Annotated in this window: 17 protein-coding genes and 3 pseudogenes; 15 read left to right on the forward strand and 5 right to left on the reverse strand. The window is 65.2% G+C overall.

Annotated features, from left to right (window positions below; translation table 11 throughout):
• Window positions 1-3: 3 nt before the first annotated feature.
• Window positions 4-1,440 carry a PLP-dependent aminotransferase family protein gene (locus tag CYFUS_RS07735; protein ID WP_095991864.1) on the reverse strand — a complete coding sequence of 479 codons (1,437 nt, stop codon included), beginning with the start codon at window positions 1,438-1,440 and terminating at the stop codon, window positions 4-6.
• A 214-nt stretch (window positions 1,441-1,654) separates the two neighbouring features.
• On the opposite strand from CYFUS_RS07735, the gene CYFUS_RS07740 reads away from it, so the two are divergent.
• The gene (locus CYFUS_RS07740) at window positions 1,655-1,951 is read left to right on the forward strand and encodes a DUF2917 domain-containing protein (RefSeq protein ID WP_157758302.1); all 297 of its coding nucleotides are present in this window, start codon (window positions 1,655-1,657) and stop codon (window positions 1,949-1,951) included.
• A gap of 326 nt (window positions 1,952-2,277) precedes the next feature.
• On the opposite strand, the pseudogene CYFUS_RS07745 reads toward CYFUS_RS07740, so the two are convergent.
• A pseudogene (locus CYFUS_RS07745) lies at window positions 2,278-3,485 on the reverse strand (ISAzo13 family transposase).
• Between the two features lie 408 nt (window positions 3,486-3,893).
• Between CYFUS_RS07745 and CYFUS_RS07750 the strand changes: the two are divergent.
• The 4 genes from CYFUS_RS07750 to CYFUS_RS52430 all read left to right on the forward strand — a co-directional run bounded on the left by CYFUS_RS07750 (window position 3,894) and on the right by CYFUS_RS52430 (window position 8,758).
• Entirely contained in the window at window positions 3,894-6,959 is a 3,066-nt protein-coding gene (locus CYFUS_RS07750; protein ID WP_232537428.1) for a CHAT domain-containing tetratricopeptide repeat protein, read from the forward strand.
• Between the two features lie 145 nt (window positions 6,960-7,104).
• Window positions 7,105-7,431, forward strand: a complete 327-nt coding sequence (locus CYFUS_RS07755) for a kelch repeat-containing protein (RefSeq protein ID WP_232537772.1) — start codon at window positions 7,105-7,107, stop codon at window positions 7,429-7,431.
• 240 nt (window positions 7,432-7,671) lie between these two features.
• Window positions 7,672-8,346, forward strand: coding sequence for a hypothetical protein (locus CYFUS_RS07760; protein WP_157758303.1), 675 nt, complete (start codon window positions 7,672-7,674; stop codon window positions 8,344-8,346).
• A gap of 139 nt (window positions 8,347-8,485) precedes the next feature.
• Window positions 8,486-8,758, forward strand: a complete 273-nt coding sequence (locus CYFUS_RS52430; RefSeq protein WP_232537429.1) for a hypothetical protein — start codon at window positions 8,486-8,488, stop codon at window positions 8,756-8,758.
• Here CYFUS_RS52430 and CYFUS_RS52435 read toward each other — a convergent pair.
• A pseudogene (locus CYFUS_RS52435) lies at window positions 8,699-8,942 on the reverse strand (tyrosine-type recombinase/integrase); the annotation flags it as partial. The gene CYFUS_RS52430 and the pseudogene CYFUS_RS52435 overlap by 60 nt on opposite strands.
• Before the next feature lie 35 nt (window positions 8,943-8,977).
• Between CYFUS_RS52435 and CYFUS_RS50380 the strand changes: the two are divergent.
• The 3 genes from CYFUS_RS50380 to CYFUS_RS07780 all read left to right on the forward strand — a co-directional run bounded on the left by CYFUS_RS50380 (window position 8,978) and on the right by CYFUS_RS07780 (window position 12,093).
• Entirely contained in the window at window positions 8,978-9,694 is a 717-nt protein-coding gene (locus tag CYFUS_RS50380) for a hypothetical protein (protein WP_157758304.1), read from the forward strand.
• Window positions 9,695-9,697: 3 nt separating this feature from the next.
• Window positions 9,698-10,153, forward strand: a complete 456-nt coding sequence (locus CYFUS_RS07775) for an immunity 26/phosphotriesterase HocA family protein (RefSeq protein WP_095984659.1) — start codon at window positions 9,698-9,700, stop codon at window positions 10,151-10,153.
• Window positions 10,154-10,458: 305 nt separating this feature from the next.
• Complete coding sequence (locus CYFUS_RS07780) at window positions 10,459-12,093, forward strand: IS1182 family transposase (protein WP_095984660.1); 1,635 nt, start codon at window positions 10,459-10,461, stop codon at window positions 12,091-12,093.
• Window positions 12,094-12,260: 167 nt separating this feature from the next.
• Here CYFUS_RS07780 and CYFUS_RS07785 read toward each other — a convergent pair whose 3' ends face one another.
• Entirely contained in the window at window positions 12,261-13,157 is an 897-nt protein-coding gene (locus CYFUS_RS07785; RefSeq protein WP_232537430.1) for a LysR family transcriptional regulator, read from the reverse strand.
• 87 nt (window positions 13,158-13,244) lie between these two features.
• Here CYFUS_RS07785 and CYFUS_RS50385 point away from each other — a divergent pair, with 87 nt between their 5' ends.
• The 5 genes from CYFUS_RS50385 to CYFUS_RS07800 all read left to right on the forward strand — a co-directional run bounded on the left by CYFUS_RS50385 (window position 13,245) and on the right by CYFUS_RS07800 (window position 16,386).
• On the forward strand, window positions 13,245-13,508 hold the full coding sequence (locus CYFUS_RS50385) for an NAD(P)-binding domain-containing protein (RefSeq protein ID WP_157758305.1): 264 nt from the start codon (window positions 13,245-13,247) through the stop codon (window positions 13,506-13,508).
• The gene (locus tag CYFUS_RS50390; RefSeq protein ID WP_157758306.1) at window positions 13,505-13,654 is read left to right on the forward strand and encodes a hypothetical protein; all 150 of its coding nucleotides are present in this window, start codon (window positions 13,505-13,507) and stop codon (window positions 13,652-13,654) included. The genes CYFUS_RS50385 and CYFUS_RS50390 overlap by 4 nt, the downstream gene beginning before the upstream one ends.
• Window positions 13,655-13,719: 65 nt before the next feature.
• Window positions 13,720-14,208 carry a YybH family protein gene (locus CYFUS_RS50395; protein ID WP_157758307.1) on the forward strand — a complete coding sequence of 163 codons (489 nt, stop codon included), beginning with the start codon at window positions 13,720-13,722 and terminating at the stop codon, window positions 14,206-14,208.
• 39 nt (window positions 14,209-14,247) lie between these two features.
• Window positions 14,248-15,111 (forward strand): alpha/beta fold hydrolase, encoded by an 864-nt coding sequence (locus CYFUS_RS07795; RefSeq protein ID WP_095984662.1) that lies wholly within the window; start codon window positions 14,248-14,250, stop codon window positions 15,109-15,111.
• A 168-nt stretch (window positions 15,112-15,279) separates the two neighbouring features.
• Window positions 15,280-16,386, forward strand: a complete 1,107-nt coding sequence (locus tag CYFUS_RS07800; RefSeq protein WP_095984663.1) for a serine hydrolase domain-containing protein — start codon at window positions 15,280-15,282, stop codon at window positions 16,384-16,386.
• A 54-nt stretch (window positions 16,387-16,440) separates the two neighbouring features.
• On the opposite strand, the gene CYFUS_RS07805 is transcribed toward CYFUS_RS07800, so the two are convergent.
• Window positions 16,441-17,043 carry a hypothetical protein gene (locus CYFUS_RS07805; RefSeq protein ID WP_095984664.1) on the reverse strand — a complete coding sequence of 201 codons (603 nt, stop codon included), beginning with the start codon at window positions 17,041-17,043 and terminating at the stop codon, window positions 16,441-16,443.
• 449 nt (window positions 17,044-17,492) lie between these two features.
• Between CYFUS_RS07805 and CYFUS_RS54300 the strand changes: the two are divergent.
• Window positions 17,493-17,597 (forward strand): annotated as a pseudogene (locus CYFUS_RS54300) (kelch repeat-containing protein); the annotation flags it as partial.
• Window positions 17,598-17,653: 56 nt separating this feature from the next.
• Window positions 17,654-17,863, forward strand: a complete 210-nt coding sequence (locus CYFUS_RS52445) for a hypothetical protein (protein ID WP_095984665.1) — start codon at window positions 17,654-17,656, stop codon at window positions 17,861-17,863.
• Window positions 17,864-18,091 lie beyond the last annotated feature (228 nt).

An 18,091-nucleotide genomic window follows, 5' to 3' on the forward strand; every position in this document is an offset into this window, starting at 1 on the left:
GCTCTACGCGAGTGTACGTGCGAGGCTGCCGAGGGTGGCCATGGCGGCTTCCAGGCGGGGGCTCCAGGCCTGCCCGCAGTTGAGGCGGATGCAGTGCGTGTAACGGGGCTGCGCGGAGAAGATGTGCCCCGGTGCGATGCTGATGCCCGCCTCCAGCGCCCGCGCGTGCAGGACGAGCGCGTCCACGGTGGGCGGTAGCTCCACCCACAGCAGCGAGCCGCCCGTGGGGCGGGAGACGCGAGTGCCCTCGGGGAAGTGCTCGCAGATGGCCTCCGTCATCCGTTCCACCTGTGAGGCGAGCCGCCGCCGCAGCACGCGCAGGTGTTTGTCATAGCCGCCGCTGGCGAGGAAGCGCGCCACCGCGAGCTGCGGCAGCGTGGGCGTGGCCGTCGTGTGGGCGAACTTGAGCAGCTCGATGCGCTCCTGGAAGCGCCCGGGCGCCACCCACCCCACCCGGAAGCCCGGCGCGAGCGTCTTGGACACCGAGCCGCACAGCAACACCAGCCCCGCGCGGTCGAATGACTTGCAGGTGCGGGCGCGCTCCAGGCCGTAGTGCAGGTCGCCGTAGATGTCGTCCTCGATGAGCGGAATCTCGCGACGGGCGAGCATCGCCACCAGGCGGGCGCGATTCTCCTCGGGCATGCAGGCGCCGAGCGGGTTGCTGAAGCTGGGCACCACCAGCACGGCGGCCACGCGGCGCTTGTCGAGGGCGGCCTCCAGCGCGTCCAGCTCCAGGCCGTGGCGCGGGTGGCTGGGAAGCTCCAGCGCGCGCAGGCCGAGCGACTCCATGGCCTGGAGGGTGCCGTAATAGGCGGGGGACGCGATCGCGACGGTGTCGCCCGAACGCGCCACGGCGGCGAGGCTGAGGTAGACGGCCTCGGTGGCGCCGCAGGTGGTGATGAAGTCGTCGGGGGACAGCGCGCAGCCCCAATCCAGCGCGCGGCGAGCCACCTGGCGGCGCAGCTCCAGGCAGCCGGGAGGCATGTCGTAGCCGATGGCGTCGGGGCGCTGGCGGGACAGCATCACCATGTCGCGGTGGAGGCGGGGGCCGGGCAGCAGCTCGGGCGCGGGCACGGCGGCGCCGAGCTGCACCATCCGCGCGTCACGGGTGGCCTGGTACACGCGGGCCACGAGGGCGCTGCTGCTGGGGGGCGTGGCGGTGGTGAGGGGGCGGGAGACGCGAGGCTCCTCGAGGCGGAGGCGCTCGCGGCGGCGCACGTAGTGGCCGGACTGGGGCCTCGTCTCCACGAGGCCGAGCGACTCCAGGTGGAGGTAGGCCTGGAGGACGGTGGAGATGCTCACCCGCTCGCGCAGGCTGAGCTGCCGCACCGAGGGCAACCTGTCCCCGGGCCGCAGCGTGCCGGCGGCCATGGCCTCCGCGAGCCGCTCGGCGACTTGTTCATAACGCCGGGGCCGGGAGGCCTCCACCACCGCTCCCATCGCCGTGTCCAAGGGTCCACCTCCTTCGAGACGCGCGACCGCGTCCCATCGGGAACACATAACCAGCGGGGCCTCGCCCGCCCAGATACAGCTGCGCGGGTGGGCAACCAGCACAGTTCATCCCGCCGCAACTGTACCCCTCACAATTCAACTCGCCTGAATCTGTTCCGCATGGGGCCCCGGGCGCATGTTCACCCTCGAAGGAGGAACAGTGATGGCAACAGCAATGCTCCGAGGACTGTGGCAGGCCGTGAGGCCGCACCACCGGACGGCGCGAGGAAAGACGAAGGGGCCGGAGCAGGTGGTGCTCGAAGAAGGAGCGGTGTGGAGCTGCCGCGTGCGGGCGGGGGGGCTACGGCTCACCTGCTGCGAGGGCCTGCTCTGGCTCACCCACGAGGGGGAGCCGACGGACAAGGTGGTGAAGGCGGGGGGCTCGGTCCGGCTGGACGGTCCGGGGCTGGTGGTGGTGCAGGCGCTGCGTCCGGCACGCTTCGGCCCGAGCGAACCCTGAACCGTGCGAGCGGGAGGCCTGGGGGAACTTGGGCCTCCCGCCTGTCGCGGGTTACTGCAACAGCTTCTGCTTGATGAAGGTGCCGGAGGGCGTGAGGGCCGAGGCAGGCCAGTTCCCGGTGGTGCTCGCCCATCCATACCCGAAATCATGGGAACTCATCGGGTGGAGAGACATTGAGGAGCGTCTGACTCAACCCATTGTCCAATTCAGCTTGGAAGTGGGTCCGACCCGTCGCTGTACGATTTTCGATAACCTTGGGGGGCTGGAGGAAATAACTTTTCCCTTTCAGGAAAGCACACAACCCGTCGCAAGGGGATGTCTTATGGCTACTTGGGAAGGAGCATGTAGTTCCATTCTCCATGGAAGTCATCGCGCTTGAGTTTCAATGCTTCCACCTCGTCGTCACGTACCTTGATGCCCGTGGGGTAGTCCGCCATGTCGAGACTGGCCTGAATGTGGAGTCCCTTTGCCGTTGTCGTGCTGCCAATCAGATTGACGATGACTTCTCGGCTCTCCAACGGGCGTCCGCGCCAGTTGTGAGTAATGTGGCAGAACATGCGATGTTCGATTTTGTTCCACTTGCTGGTGCCAGGTGGCAGATGGCTACGGCCATCCGCAAGCCCGTTTCGTCCGCCAGATGCTGCAACTCCACCTTCCACAGTCGGGCACGGGCGCTGTTGCTACCGCCACTGTCGGCGATGATGAGCAACTCCTTTGCCTTCGGGTAGCGTACGACGCCCATCTCCAACCACCATGTCCGAATGGTTGCGAGCGCGAAGGCCGGGGTGTCATGCGTTACCCCAACGCTCACCCAGCCTTCGTTGGCTCCCACATCGTAGACGCCATAGGGCAGGGCTTTGCCCAGCTCCTTGTCTACGAAGTCGTAGGCGCGCACTTGAGGTGGCTGGCCCTTTGGAGTCCACTCTCGCCCAGCATTCTTGAAGTCCCCCACCAGTTCCTTCTTCTTGGCGTCCACGGAGATGACCGGAGAGCCTCGCCCCTGGAACTCCTTCACCCGGGCGTTCACGTACTCGAACTGCGCATTGCGATCCGTGTGTTGGGCCCCCTCATGGGTCTTACGATTGCTCTGCATGCTATAACCCTGCCGGTGGAGAATCTCGCCCACCGTATGGGCGCTGATGCCATGGCCCTGGTTGTGCAACTCCTCTGCGAGTTTCAAAGTGCTCTTGCACGTCCAACGCAACGGAGAGGTGGGATCGCCGCGGGTCACTGGGTCAACCAATGCTTCGAGGTCCGCCAGCAACGTTTCATCCCTTGCGGTTGCCTTCTTTCGGCCTCCACCGGGTCGACGTGCGCGGTACACCTCTAGCGGAATGCCTTGCTTCAGTTCCCTCATTCCCCGTCGAATCGTTGGCAGCGACAGTCCTGTAGCTTGGGCGACCAGCCGAGCTCCTTTGGACCCCATCGCAATGGCCTCTGCTGCCGCCCACCGTCGACGGACCGCCTCATTCATGCCAGCGCGCAGTGCTTCGTACTTGCTCTGGATGACTTTTAGCAATGCGCCCTCGTCCATCCGCCTTCCTCACTGCCGAGTTCATTGGAGCAACAACTGAAAGGGAAAAGTTATTTCCTCCAGCCTCCATTGGCAATGAGAGAGAGGCGTCTCCCAGAGAATGTATTGGGCTCGAGCCAGCGACTGTTTGGGAACCACACGGTGTCGAGAACCGTCTCCTCGGCTCCTCCACCTGTGGGCTCGCCTCCGTCCCCGCTTGAGTGAGGCTGCGCTCCACACCCGGATTGAATTACAACCGGGAGCGTTGTGCGGGCAGCCGCACCCCACTTGGAGAGAGCATTGCAACGAGCACTCGCGACGACAGCACTCATCATCCTGTGTTGTGCGGCGTGCGCAACGGTGGAGAAGGCTCCAGCGGACGCACGGTTGGTGGAGGCACAAAAGGCGTTTGATGAGGGAAAAAAACTGATGGAAGCGGAGCGGTACGCGGAGGTGGTGCCGCTGGCCGAGCGCGCGCTGGAACTGCGGGAAGCAGCTCTCGGGGAAACGCATCTGGAGGTGGCCAGGTGCCTCAACCTTCTCGGTGATGCTCTTCAAGCACAGGGACGCTATACGCGAGCCGAGCCCATCCTTCAGCGTGGACTCGCGATTCGGGAAGTGGCCCTCGGCAAGAGTCACCCCGATGTCGCCAACTCGCTCAACAACCTCGCCATCCTCTACGAGGCTCAGGGGCTCTACGCACAGGCCAGGCCGCTGCTGGAGCGTTCGCTCGCGATTCGGGAAACGGCCCTCGGCAAGCACCATCCCGCTGTCGCCGGCTCGCTCAACAACCTCGCCCGCCTCTACGAGGTTCAGGGGCTCTACGCACAGGCCCAATCGCTGTATGAGCGTGCGCTCGCGATCAAGGAGACGGCCCTCGGCAAGAGCCATCCCGATGTCGCCAACTCGCTCAACAACCTCGCCAACCTCTACGGGGATCAAGGGCTCTACGCACGGGTCGAGCCGCTGCTGGAGCGTGCGCTCGAGATCAAGGAGACGGCCCTCGGCAAGAGCAGTCCCGCTGTCGCCATCATTCTCAGCAACCTCGCCATCAATCACTGGAATCAGGGGCTCTACGCACGGGCCGAGCCGCTGCTGGAGCGTGCGCTCGCGATTCAGGAGGAGGCCCTCGGCAAGCACCATCCCGCTGTCGCCAACACGCTCAACAGCCTCGGCGTCCTCTACAAGACGCAGGGGCTCCTCGCACGGGCCGAGCCGCTGCTGGAGCGTGCGCTCGCGATTCAGGAGGAGGCCCTCGGCAAGCACCATCCCGCTGTCGCCAACTCGCTCAGCAACCTCGCCCGCCTCCATGAGGCTCAGGGGCTCTACGCACGGGCCGAGCCGCTTCTGGAGCGTGCGCTCGCGATTCAGGAGGAGGCCCTCGGCAAGCACCATCCCGCTGTCGCCAGCTCGCTCAGCAAACTCGCCCTCCTCTACCAGGCCCAGGGGCTCTACGCTCGGGCCGAGCCGCTGCATGAGCGCGCACTCGCGATTTGGGAAACGGCTTTCGGCCGGCACCATCCCGACGTCGGCCATTCGCTCAACAACCTCGCCGACCTCTACCTGGCTCAGGGGCTCCACGCACGGGCCGAGCCGCTGTATGAGCGTGCGCTCGCGACTTTTGATGCGGCCCTCGGCAAGAGTCATCCCAACATCTCCCGCTCGCTCAACGGCTTGGCTCGACTCCGCCTGGCGCAGCAGCGCCTCGACGAGGCCCTGCCGCTCTTCGAGCGCGCCATCACCGTCTCCGAGAAGCACCTGCGCCAGGAGGTTCTTGGCTCCTCCGAGGCGGGCCTGGCCAGACTCCTGCAGCTTCTTCGCGACGAGGAGGAAGGCCTCTACTCGCTCGTCCGCGTGCGCCCGGACAATGCCCGCGTGCGGCACCTCGCGCTCTCCGCCGCGCTCCTTCGCAAGGGCCGTTCCGTCGAGGAACTCGCGGACACCTCTCGCATCATCTACCGAGGACTGGGGCAGGCCGATCGCGAGGCCTTCGAGCGCTTGCGCGCCTTGCGCACCCAGCGCTCCAAGCTGTCGCTCTCAGGCTCCGGCAGCCTCTCGCCCGCCGACTACCAGCGGCGCCTCGAGGAGCTCGCCACCCAGAGCGATGCCATCGAAGCCGACCTCTCCAAGCGCTCGGAGCCCCTGCGCGCCCACTCCGCGCTGCCTCCTCCCGCGGAAATCATCGAGCGCGTGGCGGCAGCCCTCCCCAGGGAGGGTGCGCTCATCGAGCTCATCACCTACCGCGACAGCCCGCTCGTGCCCGAGCCCGGGACTCCTCCCTCGGGGAGTCCGGGCGAGCTGCGCTACCTCGCGCTCCTGCTCTTCGCCGATGGCCGCACCGCTGCCCTCGACCTGGGTCCCGCCGCGCCCATCGACCGCGCCGCTCAGCGCCTGCATGACGCGCTCGCCAGCCGCGCCGTCTCCTATCAATCCGCCGCCCAGGCCCTCTACGCGCTCGCCTTCCGTCCCCTGGTGCCGCTGCTCGGCAAGGCGCAGCGCCTGTTCCTCTCGCCCGATGGGCAGCTCTCCCTCATCCCCTTCGCCGCGCTCCACGACGGCAGCCGCTTCCTCGTCGATGCCTGGGACCTCACCTATCTCACCTCGGGCAAGGACCTGCTTCCCCGCCCCGAGGACAGCACCCCCCCACGTGCCATGGTCGTCCTGGCCGACCCCGAGTTCGACTCCGCCGCGCCTTCCCTGGCCGCGCGGGCCGAACCCGTCTCCGCCGAGCGCTCCGCCCCCCTCGAGCGCTTCTTCTCCACGCCGCGCTCCGTCGTCTTCGACCAGCCCTGGCCACCGCTGCCCGGCACGCGCAAGGAGGCCGAGGCCATCCAGCGCCTGCTTCCCCAAGCCCAGCTCCTCCTGGGCCGCGACGCCACCAAGGAGGCGCTGCTGAAACTGCCCACGCCGGGCCTGCTGCACATCGCCACCCACGGCTTCTTCCTGGAGGATGCCCCTGTCCCAGCGGGCACGCGCGCGGTGAAGTACTTCGGCGCCGTGGGCGAAGCCGGCCCGACGCGGCGTCCCCCCGACCCGTTGCTGCGCTCCGGCCTGGTGCTCGCGGGCGCGCACGCTCCGGAGGCACAGCCTGGCTCGCGCCGCCGGGAAGACTCGCTGGTGACGGCGCTGGAGCTGGCCGGTCTCAACCTGTGGGGCACGCAGTTGGTGGTGCTGTCGGCCTGCGACACCGGGAGAGGGGACATCAAGCTCGGCCAGGGCGTCCATGGCTTGCGCCGGGCGCTGATGGTGGCCGGGGCGCAGACGCTGGTGACGAGCCTCTGGAAGGTAAATGACGAGACGACGCGGGAGTTGATGGAGAGCTACTACGGCGGCCTGCTCTCCGGCCAGGGCCTCACCGCGGCGCTAGGCACCGCGATGCGGACGCTGCGCCAGAAGCATCCGCATCCTCACTTCTGGGCGCCTTTCATCCTCCTCGGAAAGGACGGGCCCCTGCGCGGGCTGACCCCGCACACCGGGGCTCCACCCATTCCCTGAACAATCCCGTGAATCGGCTTTGCTCAGTAGCCCGCAGAGTGCACGGTGGCGCTGAGTATCGAGGACATCCACAGGTCGATGCCGCCCGGTGGGGTAGGGTCTTGAGCATGGGATGTATTTCTTTCGTGGAGCATCTTCATTGAAGGTGACGCACTCGGCCACGGCCCTGGCGGATGGCCGCGTGCTGGTGACGGGCGGCCTCGTCGACAACGCAGACGAGTGCCTGGGCTTCAACTGCCTGGCCTCGGCCGAGGTGTACAACCCGGCCACGGGCACGTGGACGGCCACGGGGGACATGCACTCGCCCCGGCGCCGTCACTCGCTCACCCCGCTGAACGGCGGCCTGGTGCTGGCGGTGGGTGGCTATGATGACTCCACGGGCATCCACACCTCCGCCGAGCTGTATGACCCGAACGCCGGGGCGTGGTGCACCACCGGCACGAGCGAAGTGTACGGCCTGGGCGGCAGGTAGTCCGCGCCCTCGCCGAGCTACCCGAGCGCAGCTACACCACACTCGACGAGTGGGTGGCGGCTGTTCGGCGCGCATTGCTCCGCCACCCACCTACGGCTCCGCTCCCCTGGACAAAATCTATGTCCGGGTGAGTAAGCTTCGTCCATGACTATGCTCACCCTACAGATCGAGGATACGCGCACCGGACTGGTGGAGAATCGGACCCTCGGTGATTGGCTCAAGCACGTCAGGGAGCACCCCATGAAGACAATCTCTCATTTTACCGCGGCGATGATGTGCGTTGGAGCCCTGGTGGGTTGTGGAGGCGAACTCGAGCAGCAGCCCCAGCGCTTCGTGCGGGGGGAGCAAGCGCGGAGCACCGGCATCGCCCGGCAGCAGCTCACCGAGTGCGAGACGTGGACGTACGACATGCGGTCGCCCATCCAGTACACGCCGCCTGGCGGATACACCATCCAGAGCGTGACGGGCTCGGGCTCCTGGACCGCCGATCCCACTCGCACCGAGTACGTCGATCTCACTTGCCCGCGCCTGAGCGACGCCGTCGGCTACTCGTCGACCTACACGAAGAGCTTCGACTCCTACTACAACGACAACTCCGGGAGTTGCACGTACACCTTCTGCTCCTCCATGGCTTCGCAGTGCGGCCAGGAGACCGTGACGTTCTCGCCCTACCAGGCCATGTCGTACTGGGTGCCGTACGGAGCCATCCAGGCGGTGGTGTTCAACTCGGGAAGCTGGAATGCGTATAGCCCGCCCAACCCCAACGGCGGTGATCCCCAGCCGTGCCGCTCTCTGAACAACTGGGTGGGCTCCGCGCACATCGCCCAGGAGTTCGACAGCGCCTACAGCGACAACAGCGGCGCGGGTTGCACGTATACCATCTATTACGGTACCGGCGCGTACTGCGCTCCGTGACGGAGACTCGTCATCATCCACTCCTGGGCGATGCACCCGCGGGAGGTTCCTGCTTGTCCGACAACCCCTTCCGCGCCTGCCTGCCGGCATGGGAGGGTCCGGGCCCCGGCAGCAGTTCCAGCCACAGGAGGACCCGCGAATGATGACGCTCTACGGCTTTGGCCGTGTCCACGAGAAGGTACATGGCGTGACGCGCGACCTGCGCGCCCTATGGATGCTCGAGGAGAGCGGCCTGCCCTATCGGGTGCACGGCCTGGATCACTCCGCCGCCTCGGGCGAGCCCCGGAACTTCAGGTACGCCGCCAGGAACGCGTGCGTCGCCGCCAGCACCGCGAAGCCGGTGGGCTCGCTCTCACGAATGAGGATGTACATCTCGTGTTGCACGTATGTCGCACGCGGGCGCAAGGGGTAGGCCGAGTACTCCGACCACCTCTCTACGCGTGTCCGGGCTCAGGTGGGCATAACGCATCGTCATGCCGATGGTGGGCATACCTCATCAGTTCCTGGATGACCTTGAGCGGGACGCCCCGCCTGGCGAGATGGCTGCGGTAGGCGGGGCGCAGGTCGTGCCAGTAGCTCCGCTCCTCGCGTTCGCTGTCCCTTCGTTGACTGCTTCACCGTCAAAGCGGTTGTGGACGGTGAGCAGACCCCCATCGACATCGCGGACAAGTTCTACGGCACACACTTCGGAGATGTTTCTGGATGGGTTCAAGGCCGGTATCCCCCAAAGGGCTCTGCGCATCCGGCTACCATCGCGATGGAGATCCTTATTCACCAGGCGCCTGACGGCGCAGTGGAGGTGACGACAAGCGCGCCCTTGGCCCAACCTGAATCGGTGTCCCCGCCCCGTGCTCCTCCCAGTGGATGGCCAGATGCGGAATCCGACAGGAAAAGCAAAAAGAAACGCGGTCGTCTCTATGTGACCTACAGAAAGATCAACAAGAAAACGAACCTTTACTGCGCTGGCCGGACCAGCATGGTCGTTGATCTCGGCTTGCCCCTTGACCTCCAGGCACAGCTGGCCCTTCGGTTCCGAGACAGGAATCATCATATTGATGAGAACGAAGACCCGAAGGATGCTTCATTTGCTCAAGCACAACTTGATGTGTTCGACATTGGAACCGCCGTTGACTACAATCTGCGGTATGATGATCCAGCGTATTGGCGGATTCGCGGAAGGGATCAGCAACTGATAGACTTTAGTGGAGGCGCCCAGTCCGACACGGGCAAGCCCCATCGAACCGAGAACGTCGTGCGCGCCGTGGCAAAAGACAACCCGCGGGGCAGACGGTTTCACGATGCTGCCACGATTCGCTGGGGCGAACTTCACCGTTACACTGGATACTAGGACATGCTGCCAACGCATAAACCAGGTTCATTTTGGAGAATTCCCCTCCCAGACGGTTCCTTCGGCTATGGAAGGGTTCTCGAATTGCATTTCGATGCCTTCTACGATTACAGGACCACCAGTCCAGACTCGGACCTGGACAGGATCGCATCCAGGCCCGTTCTTTTCAGGATCATGGTCAAGTATCCCTACCCGAAGTCATGGAAGTTCATTGGGTGGAGAGAGATTGAGGAGCGCCTGACGCAACCCATTGTCCAATTCAGAATGGAAGTGGGCCCACTCCGGCGCTGTTGGATTTTCGACACCCTCGGCAATTCGAGAGAGGCGTCCCCCCAAGAGTGTGTTGGGCTCGAGCCAGCGTCTGTTTGGGAGTCCCACGGTGTCGAGGAACGTCTGCTCGATGCCTTCATGGGGCGGCCCAACGACAGTTTGGTGCGCATGTGGAAGGAGTTGGAGTAGCAGAGTGCCTTTAGGACATGCGGCCAACACACAACCCAGGTTCATTCTTGAGCCTGGGTTGTTCACGAAGAGCGGCGGAACTCTTGCATCATCGCTGATGATCATGTGAGCGATGCAGCGATTCTTGCAGAGGACAGACCCGCCTGTTGCGCCGCCTCGCTTGCCTGGACGCCCCAAAGGTCAATACCCTGTCGCACTTGGTGGCCTTTCTCCTGCTAGAACACCGACCGATTTGATTTTTTAGTAAAATCAGGGATTTACGTGAGGGGATGGACAACAGGGGCTGAATTTGATCAGGTCGGCACATGACCTTAGCCGTCAGTCCGCCGAAGGTGACCGGAGAGATAGCTCGATGGACTCCTCCGCGGGAGTTGAACGAGCAAGAGCAACAGATTGTCGAACGGATGAGCCGTAACGGCAAGCTGTTCGCTTTTCTGCGTCTGAATCGGCACAAGCTGATGGATGAGGCTTTTCAGGCGGAACTGGCCTCCATGTACCGCCAGACAGGAGCAGGGAAAGTGGCTATAGCACCCGGGCTGATGGCAATGGCAATACTCTTACAGGGATACATGGGAGTGTCGGATGCCACCCTGGTGGAACTGACGGTCTTCGACTTGAGAGTGCAGATGGTGTTGGGCTGGTTGGGTCACAGCGAGCCGGCGTTCTCCCAGGGCTCGTTGTATGAGTTTCGTCAGCGGCTGATGAGAAACCAAATGGACCGGCGCCTCCTGGAGAAGACAGTCGAGGTGGCGCGGGAACAGAAAGAGTTCGGTGAGCGAAAGCTCAAGACGCTGTTGCGAGTGGCGATTGACTCAAAGCCACTGGAGGGAGCTGGCCGGGTAGAGGACACCATCAACCTGGTAGGACACGCAGCGCGCAAGGTGATGATGTGCGTGGCGAAGCTGCTGGGATGTTCCAAGCAGCAGGCCTGCCGAGAGGCGGGTATTCCCTTGTTGTTGGAAAAAAGTATCAAGAAGGGATTGGATGTGGACTGGAGCGAAGCGGGGCAGAAAAAGAAAGCGCTGCAAGCCCTGCTCGAGCAAGTGGAAAGCATGATGTCCTGGCTAAGAAAGAATCTGGCAGAGGAGATGGAAGAGGAGCCTTTGAGGGAACACGTTCAGACTCTCGAGCAGATTCGCAAGCAGGACCTGGAGCCGGACCCAGAAGGAGGAGGTGTCCGCGTTCGCCAGCAAGTGGCGGAAGAGAGACGAGTGTCGGTAGAAGATGGGGAGATGCGTCATGGACGCAAGAGCAAAAGCAAGCGCTTCAACGGATTCAAGCAGCATGTGGCCACGGCGCTGGACGAAGAACTCATCCTGGCATGTGCTGTGACGCCCGCCAACCGACCTGAAGCGGAGGCAACACCGGCGCTTGAGAAGGACATGGAGAAGCAAGGAGTGAAGATTGACGAGTTACACATAGACCGGGGGTATATCAACAGCAGTATCGTGGACAGCGTGCTCGAGGAGGGAGGGGAAGTGCTGAGCAAGCCGTGGAAGGCACGCAATGGGGAGTTGTTCGCGAAGTCAGACTTCAAAATAGATATGCGAAGCCGGACCATCACGTGTCCGGAGGGGAAGACAATGCGCTTCGAACTGGGAAAGACAGTCGAATTCGCGACAAAGGACTGTGAGACTTGTCCATTGCGCGAGAAATGTACACAAGCCCAGATAGGACAAGGACGGACTGTGGCAATCAGTGAAGATGAAGCGCTCCAGCACAAGTTGCGCAAATTAATGAAGACACCTGCTGGGCGAGAGCGACTCAGGAAGCGAGTAGGGGTGGAACATCGACAAGCCCATATAGCGCGACGACAGGGGCGTCGTGCGCGCTATCGGGGCGTGCGTAAGAACGTCTTTGATCTACGACGTGCGGCCAGCATCCAGAATTTGGAGACATGGCAACGCCATCTAGAGTTGTCCCAGCAGCAGGTGGGATGATGTGGTTTTTAAATCGGTCGGTGTTCTAGGAGAGGGAGAGGGCTGGATCGGAGGGGCCGAGAAGGGCGGCAGCCGGGGCCAGCAAGGCCGCGCGCCGCGCCGGGACACGGGACGGTGCAACCCCTTGGGGCACACCCCTGCCCTGGCTGCCCTCGCTTGCTGCCGGCTCACCGGTCGAGGGGCCGCCGGGCGAACACGTCGACGAGGTGGTCGCGCAGCGCGGTGACCTTGCGCGGCAGGTGCTGCGCCGGCGGATGCACGAAGTAGAGCGTCCCCACAGTGTGCTTCCAGGATGGGAGCACCCGCACCAGGCGGCCCGCGAGCACATCCTCTTGTGCTAGGTGGTTGGGCAGCACGCTCAACCCCACGGCCCCACGGGTCATCCCTTGCGCGAAGAGGAGGTCGTCCGTAGCCACCCGCGTCGACGTCAGGGAGCGCAACACTGGCGGCAGTCGCGCCGGCCCCGAGAAGAGGACCCAGCGGTGCTGGGCGCACTCCGAGAGGGTGCGCGGCGCGCCGAACTGCGCGACGTAATTGGGGGCGCCGTAGATGCCCATCTCGATGACGCCCAGCCTGCGGGCGACCAGCGTCGAGTCCTTCAATTTGTCTGCGATGCGGAGCGCAACGTCGAAGGTCTCGCCCACCAGGTCAGAGATGCGGTTGGTAGGCCGCACATCGAGACTGACGCCCGGGTAGCGCAGCAGGAACTGGGGCAGGACGCCGACCAGAAGCGTCAGTGCGACGTCGGCCGGCGCAGTAATGCGCAAGATTCCCGACGGTTCGGCCTCCTGCTCCGGAATGGCCCCGGTGAGCTCGCGGTAGGCCGCCAGGACGGGACGCGCCTTGTCGTAGAAGACCGTGCCCGCCGTCGTGAGGCGCACGTCACGCGTGGTGCGGTGGAAGAGCTGCACGCCCAGGGAGCGCTCGAGCGCGGCGACCCCTCGGCTGACGGACGACTTGGGGGCGCCCAGCTTGCGCGCCGCCTCGGAGATGTTTCCGCTCTCGGCCACAGCGACGAAGAGCGGGAGTAGGTTCCAGTCTGGCGTTCCAGGCATGGAACGCATTTACCACTCTTGGGCACCTAGTGCCGATTCTGGAACGCCTTATTCTTCTCCGCGTTGCAGCGCACCCCTCGCAAGGAGAACGGGACAATGGCCGCCACGAAGATTGCCATCATCGGCAACGGGAACGTCGGCAGCGCGCTGGAGAAGGGCGCGAAGAATGCCGGGTATGAAGTCCGCACCACGGGGGCCGACCCCAAGGACGTGCGCACCGCGAGCGCCTGGGGCGACTTCATCATCCTCACCATCCCCGCCTCCGCGCGTCAGGACGCCATCAAGAACCTGGGCGCCACCCGGTACGGCGCGGACATCGGCTTCAAGGTCGTCTGGCTCGGGAAGGAGGTGCGGCCATGACCACCACCATCACTGCCGCCGTGGCCCGCGCCCACAAGGCGCCCTTCACCCTCGAGCCGCTCCACCTAGACGACCTGCGGCCCAACGAGGCGCGCGTGCGGACACCCCCGCAGCGCCCCAAGGGCGGGGAGCGGGAGACACCGTGACCGTCGCGAAGACCTTCAAGAACTCACACCAGACACCGCGCACCTCGCGTGCGCTTGGAGCAAGCATGACCTCGATTCGAATCCTGTGTGCCTCTCTCCTGCTCGCCACGGCGACCACTCCCGCGCTCGCCCATGCCAAGGACAGCGCGGACGAACGCGCCATCCGGCAGACCCTCGCTCGCTACGAGTCGGCCCTGAACGCTGCGGACACGGACACGATCGTGAGCCTCTATACCGAGCAGGGTGTCCAGATGGCACCCGATGCGCCTGCTGCTGTGGGCCGAGAAGCCGTCCGGGCCGCCTACGACGGCACGTTCAAGGCCATCTCGCTCAACCTCAAGTTCACGGTGGACGAGGTGAAGATGCTGGGCAAGGACAGAGCATTGTTGCGCAGCCACTCCAATGGCACGCTCAAGGTCAACGGCTCGGGCCAGCCTGCTGGGCCGGCTGCTTTCAAGGAACTCTTCATCCTGAGCAAGCAGAAGAGCGGAGAGTGGAAGTTCTCGCACTACAGCTTCTCGGCGGCGCCTGCTTCCGCGGGCAGCAAGAGCTAGGCCCGGGTCTGTGCCGCACCAGCGAACCTGACACCCCTCATGACATCTTTCACCGACCGCATCCTCGAGACCACAGCAGGGCGCCTGTTTGCGCGCCTCTGGGGCGAGCCACAGCGCGACGCACCGACGCTTCTGCTCTTCCACGACTCCCTCGGCTGCGTGGAACTGTGGCGCGACTTCCCCGCGCGCCTGGCGGCCACCACGGGCCGTGCCGTCGTCGCTTACGACCGGCTCGGCTTCGGCCGCTCGGACCCCCACCCGGGCTGCCTCACGCCGGACTTCATGCGCGAGGAGGCACGCACCAGCGTCCCCGCGCTCATCTCGCAGCTCGGCCTCGGCGCGCTGGTACCCCTTGGCCACAGCGTCGGCGGCGCCATGGCCGTCGCCACGGCGGCGCACTTCCCAGAGGATTGCGCGGCCGTCATCACCGAGTCGGCCCAGGCCTTCGTGGAGGACCGCACCGTCGCGGGTATCCGCGCGGCACAGGCGGGCTTCACCGCGCCCGGCCAAGTGGAGCGCCTGGCGCGCTACCACGGGGACAAGGCGCGCTGGGTGCTCGACGCGTGGATTGAAACCTGGCTCTCCCCGGGCTTCGCCACGTGGCGGCTCGACGACGACCTGCGCGGGCTGCGCTGCCCGGTCCTGGCACTGCACGGCGACAACGACGAGTACGGCTCGCCCGCGCACCCCGAGCGGATTCGCAGCGTGCCAGCCGGGCCGGCGCATGCCATCCTCCTCGAAGGCGTCGGGCACGTCCCCCACCGCGAGCATCCCGAAGTCGTGCTGGCCCACGTGGCGGCGTTCCTGCGCGGCCTGCCGCCTCGCAGTGCCGCGAGGGAGCGGCCGGCGGCCACCATCACTCCTGAGGCGGACGGCATTCCCGCCGCAGGAGCGAGCCGCTGAACTCAAGGCGCGCGTCACCCGTCCACGACTTCCTGCAGGGCGGCGGTGCTGCACTCGGCCGAGGTCGTCCCGCTGTGGTACGTCGTGTGAGCTGCACCGTATTGGTAATCAAGCAGACATTGCATAACGAATAGCCGAAAAGAGCAACATGACAGCAGGGAGTGGATCATGAAAATTCGACTGGCCACAGCGGCGCTTGGCACGTTGGTGATCGGTAGCGGTGCGCATGCGCAATCGCCCGTTTCTTACAGGATCGACCGCGGCAGCGCGCTCCCGCCGGAGGCGAACCAGGCGGCCGACCGCATGGTGGCCAAGGGGGCGGGCGGCTTTACCATCGCGACCGGCACGGGCGCCAAGGAAGTCTCGCGGGTCAGCTTCGGAGGCATAGCGCCCGATCAGCGCTTCCCCATCGCCTCGGCCTCCAAGTGGCTGACCGCCGCGACGGTGATGGCGGTGGTAGACGAGGGCAAGCTGTCGCTGGATCGACCCGTCTCGACGTGGCTCCCGAAGATCACGGGCGATGCGGGCAAGCTTACGCTCCGCCAGCTGCTGTCGCAGACGTCTGGCATCGTCGGCTCGCGCGCGGAACTCTACGATCTCGCGCAGGATCACCGAATCACGCTCGGGCAATCGGCCGAGGAGGTCACCGCTCGTCCGCTCGTCACCCGTCCGGGCGACGTGTTTGTCTATGGCGGTCCGGGATTCCAGGTCGCCGGTGCCGCGGTGGAGGCGGCGACAGGCAAGCGCTGGGCGCAGGTCTTCTACGAGAAAATCGCCGGTCCCCTGGGCATGACGCACACCTATTGGACACACCTGAGATTGGACCGGACGGACGAACTGCCGGTTGCGGAGACGCTGAACCCGGTGCTGCAGGGCGGTGCGGTCAGCACTGCTGAGGATTACATGCATTTCCTCAGCATGCTGGCGCAGGGCGGGGCCTATCAAGGCAAGCGTATCCTGTCGCGCGCGTCCGTGGATGCGATGCTGTCAGATCAGACGCCGAGCGCCCGGATGACACCGACCGGCGCCAGCGTGCTGGAGGATGCACATTACAGCCTGGGCAGCTGGTGCGAGACCTGGAACGCACAAGGCAAGTGCGACCGCAACTCCAGCATCGGCGCATTCGGCGTCTATCCTTGGGTCGAGCGAAAGACGGGAGGCTACGGCATCGTCTTCCTCTATCTGCGCGAGGACGCCTTCCGCATGTGGCCCGAAATACAAGTCATCCGGGATGCTACGGGGCGGCGGACGACCGGGCGCGGACGTCCGCGGTGACGCCCGCGCTGCAGCCAGCGGCAGCAGGCCGCGTGGGCCGTGCCCTGACAGGACTTACTCCTGGTCGGGGCCCCACAACATCGGGATGGAGAGGGCATTGAACTCCAGGTGCAGCGTCACGTCCTGCGAGACGTTCTCGATGCGCACGGTGAACATGCTCGTGGCCAGGTTCGAGTGCACGGTGGCGCTGAGTATCGAGGACACCTCCGGCGCGGCGAAGCTCGCGCCAGTCTGCTTGGGGCTGGTGCGAGAACCGATGGTGGGCGCCTTGTCCTCCTCGGTGCCGACATACCGGAGCAGAATGCTTGAGGTGATGTCCCCACTGATGGGAGTGTTGCTCTCGTACAGGTCGATGCCGCCCGGTGGGGTGATGAGCCGGTAGCCATTGTACTTGCCGAGCGCGAGCGTGGCGGCGAACTCGAGTTTCTGGCCCTCGTCCGCGGAGAAGGAGAACTCGCGGGCCTCGCCCGGGGCAATCAGGACCGGTTCGGCGCCGTCCACGCGGGCGTCGTAGACGCCGGACGTGAGTGGAGTGAAGGAGGCCACGTTCTCCTGCCGCTCCTTGAAGGGGGTGGGAACGTTCTCCATCTGCTCGGGAGCTCCGCAAGCCGAGGCCACGAAGGTGGAGATCAGCAGGGTGGCGAGAGACGTGCTCATGGGTCTGGTTCCGAAGGAAGACGAGAGCGTCGCCCGCCAGGAATGGCGGCGACTTGTTGTCTTGACGTCCTGGACTTCCGCTGCCTCGTAGAGGGCGCGGATCACCTGTTCGTTCGTAGTCATTGCCATTCTCTCACCAGTTCATGGCCATGAGTGGAACCATGTCATGGCGTGATTCAGAGGTATCCGCACGCCCATCTTTGCGAAAGAGAAAAACCTGCAAGTCATCGTTGCGGGATTGTTGGTGCCGGCTACTTCGGTTGTACGGGAGCCACCGCAGGGGTCCATTGGAGGGTCCGCAGCGTGCGTCCCTGGGTATCGAGGACCCTCGACCTTCCCGAGGAGCTGTCCGGTGCCCAGGTCCACCAGCGCTTGCTATTGGATGACGCAGCAGCTCTCCACGAAGAACCGAGCCGCGCCGACCCGCTCGGCGTCGATTGGGTGTGCTCGTGGCCGGCGGTGATGGCGCCAGGGCGAGCAGTTCGGCGGAGGTGTACGACCCGGCCACGGGCGCCTGGGCGGCCACCGGCAACCTGGGGACGTACCGCCGCGAGCACTCTGCGGTGCGGCTGGCGGATGGCCGCGTGCTGGTGACGGGCGGCCTCGGGCGGTGGGCGGCTATGATGACTCCACGGGCATCCACGCCTCCGCCGAGCTGTATGACCCGAACGCCGGGGCGTGGTGCACCACCGGCTCCCTGGGCCAGGACCGCTACGAGCACACCGCCACGCCGCTGCCGGATGGCCGGGTGCTCATCACCGCGGGGTTCAGCAACGGCAGCTCGTACACGAGCGAAGTGTACGGCCTGGGCGGCAGGTAGTCCGCGCCCTCGCTGCTCGAGGGCCCGGGGGCCGTCTCCCCACGAGGGAGGCGGCCCCTTTCGTTCGTGCGCCTGATGGGTGTTGACGGACGCCTCTCCGGAGCCATCTCCACGATGGGGCCGAGGATGTCGTCGATGCGCTTCATCACGTCCGCGCTTTACTTCATGGGGTCCACGAATCGGGATGGCGACGGTCTCCGCGAACACCGCCATGAAGAGCGCACTCAT

Origin of the sequence: Cystobacter fuscus, assembly GCF_002305875.1 — a bacterium.
GTDB lineage: Bacteria > Myxococcota > Myxococcia > Myxococcales > Myxococcaceae > Cystobacter > Cystobacter fuscus_A.

What these genes read in the sequence shown, in the direction of transcription:
- CYFUS_RS07735 (WP_095991864.1), bottom strand. Translation starts at nt 1,440, where the DNA reads ATGGGAGCGGTGGTGGAGGCCTCCCGGCCCCGGCGTTATGAACAAGTC.
- CYFUS_RS07740 (WP_157758302.1), top strand. Translation starts at nt 1,655, where the DNA reads ATGGCAACAGCAATGCTCCGAGGACTGTGGCAGGCCGTGAGGCCGCAC.
- CYFUS_RS07750 (WP_232537428.1), top strand. Translation starts at nt 3,894, where the DNA reads ATGGAAGCGGAGCGGTACGCGGAGGTGGTGCCGCTGGCCGAGCGCGCG.
- CYFUS_RS07760 (WP_157758303.1), top strand. Translation starts at nt 7,672, where the DNA reads ATGAAGACAATCTCTCATTTTACCGCGGCGATGATGTGCGTTGGAGCC.
- CYFUS_RS52430 (WP_232537429.1), top strand. Translation starts at nt 8,486, where the DNA reads ATGATGACGCTCTACGGCTTTGGCCGTGTCCACGAGAAGGTACATGGC.
- CYFUS_RS07775 (WP_095984659.1), top strand. Translation starts at nt 9,698, where the DNA reads ATGCTGCCAACGCATAAACCAGGTTCATTTTGGAGAATTCCCCTCCCA.
- CYFUS_RS07780 (WP_095984660.1), top strand. Translation starts at nt 10,459, where the DNA reads ATGACCTTAGCCGTCAGTCCGCCGAAGGTGACCGGAGAGATAGCTCGA.
- CYFUS_RS07785 (WP_232537430.1), bottom strand. Translation starts at nt 13,157, where the DNA reads ATGCGTTCCATGCCTGGAACGCCAGACTGGAACCTACTCCCGCTCTTC.
- CYFUS_RS50385 (WP_157758305.1), top strand. Translation starts at nt 13,245, where the DNA reads ATGGCCGCCACGAAGATTGCCATCATCGGCAACGGGAACGTCGGCAGC.
- CYFUS_RS50390 (WP_157758306.1), top strand. Translation starts at nt 13,505, where the DNA reads ATGACCACCACCATCACTGCCGCCGTGGCCCGCGCCCACAAGGCGCCC.
- CYFUS_RS50395 (WP_157758307.1), top strand. Translation starts at nt 13,720, where the DNA reads ATGACCTCGATTCGAATCCTGTGTGCCTCTCTCCTGCTCGCCACGGCG.
- CYFUS_RS07795 (WP_095984662.1), top strand. Translation starts at nt 14,248, where the DNA reads ATGACATCTTTCACCGACCGCATCCTCGAGACCACAGCAGGGCGCCTG.
- CYFUS_RS07800 (WP_095984663.1), top strand. Translation starts at nt 15,280, where the DNA reads ATGAAAATTCGACTGGCCACAGCGGCGCTTGGCACGTTGGTGATCGGT.
- CYFUS_RS07805 (WP_095984664.1), bottom strand. Translation starts at nt 17,043, where the DNA reads ATGAGCACGTCTCTCGCCACCCTGCTGATCTCCACCTTCGTGGCCTCG.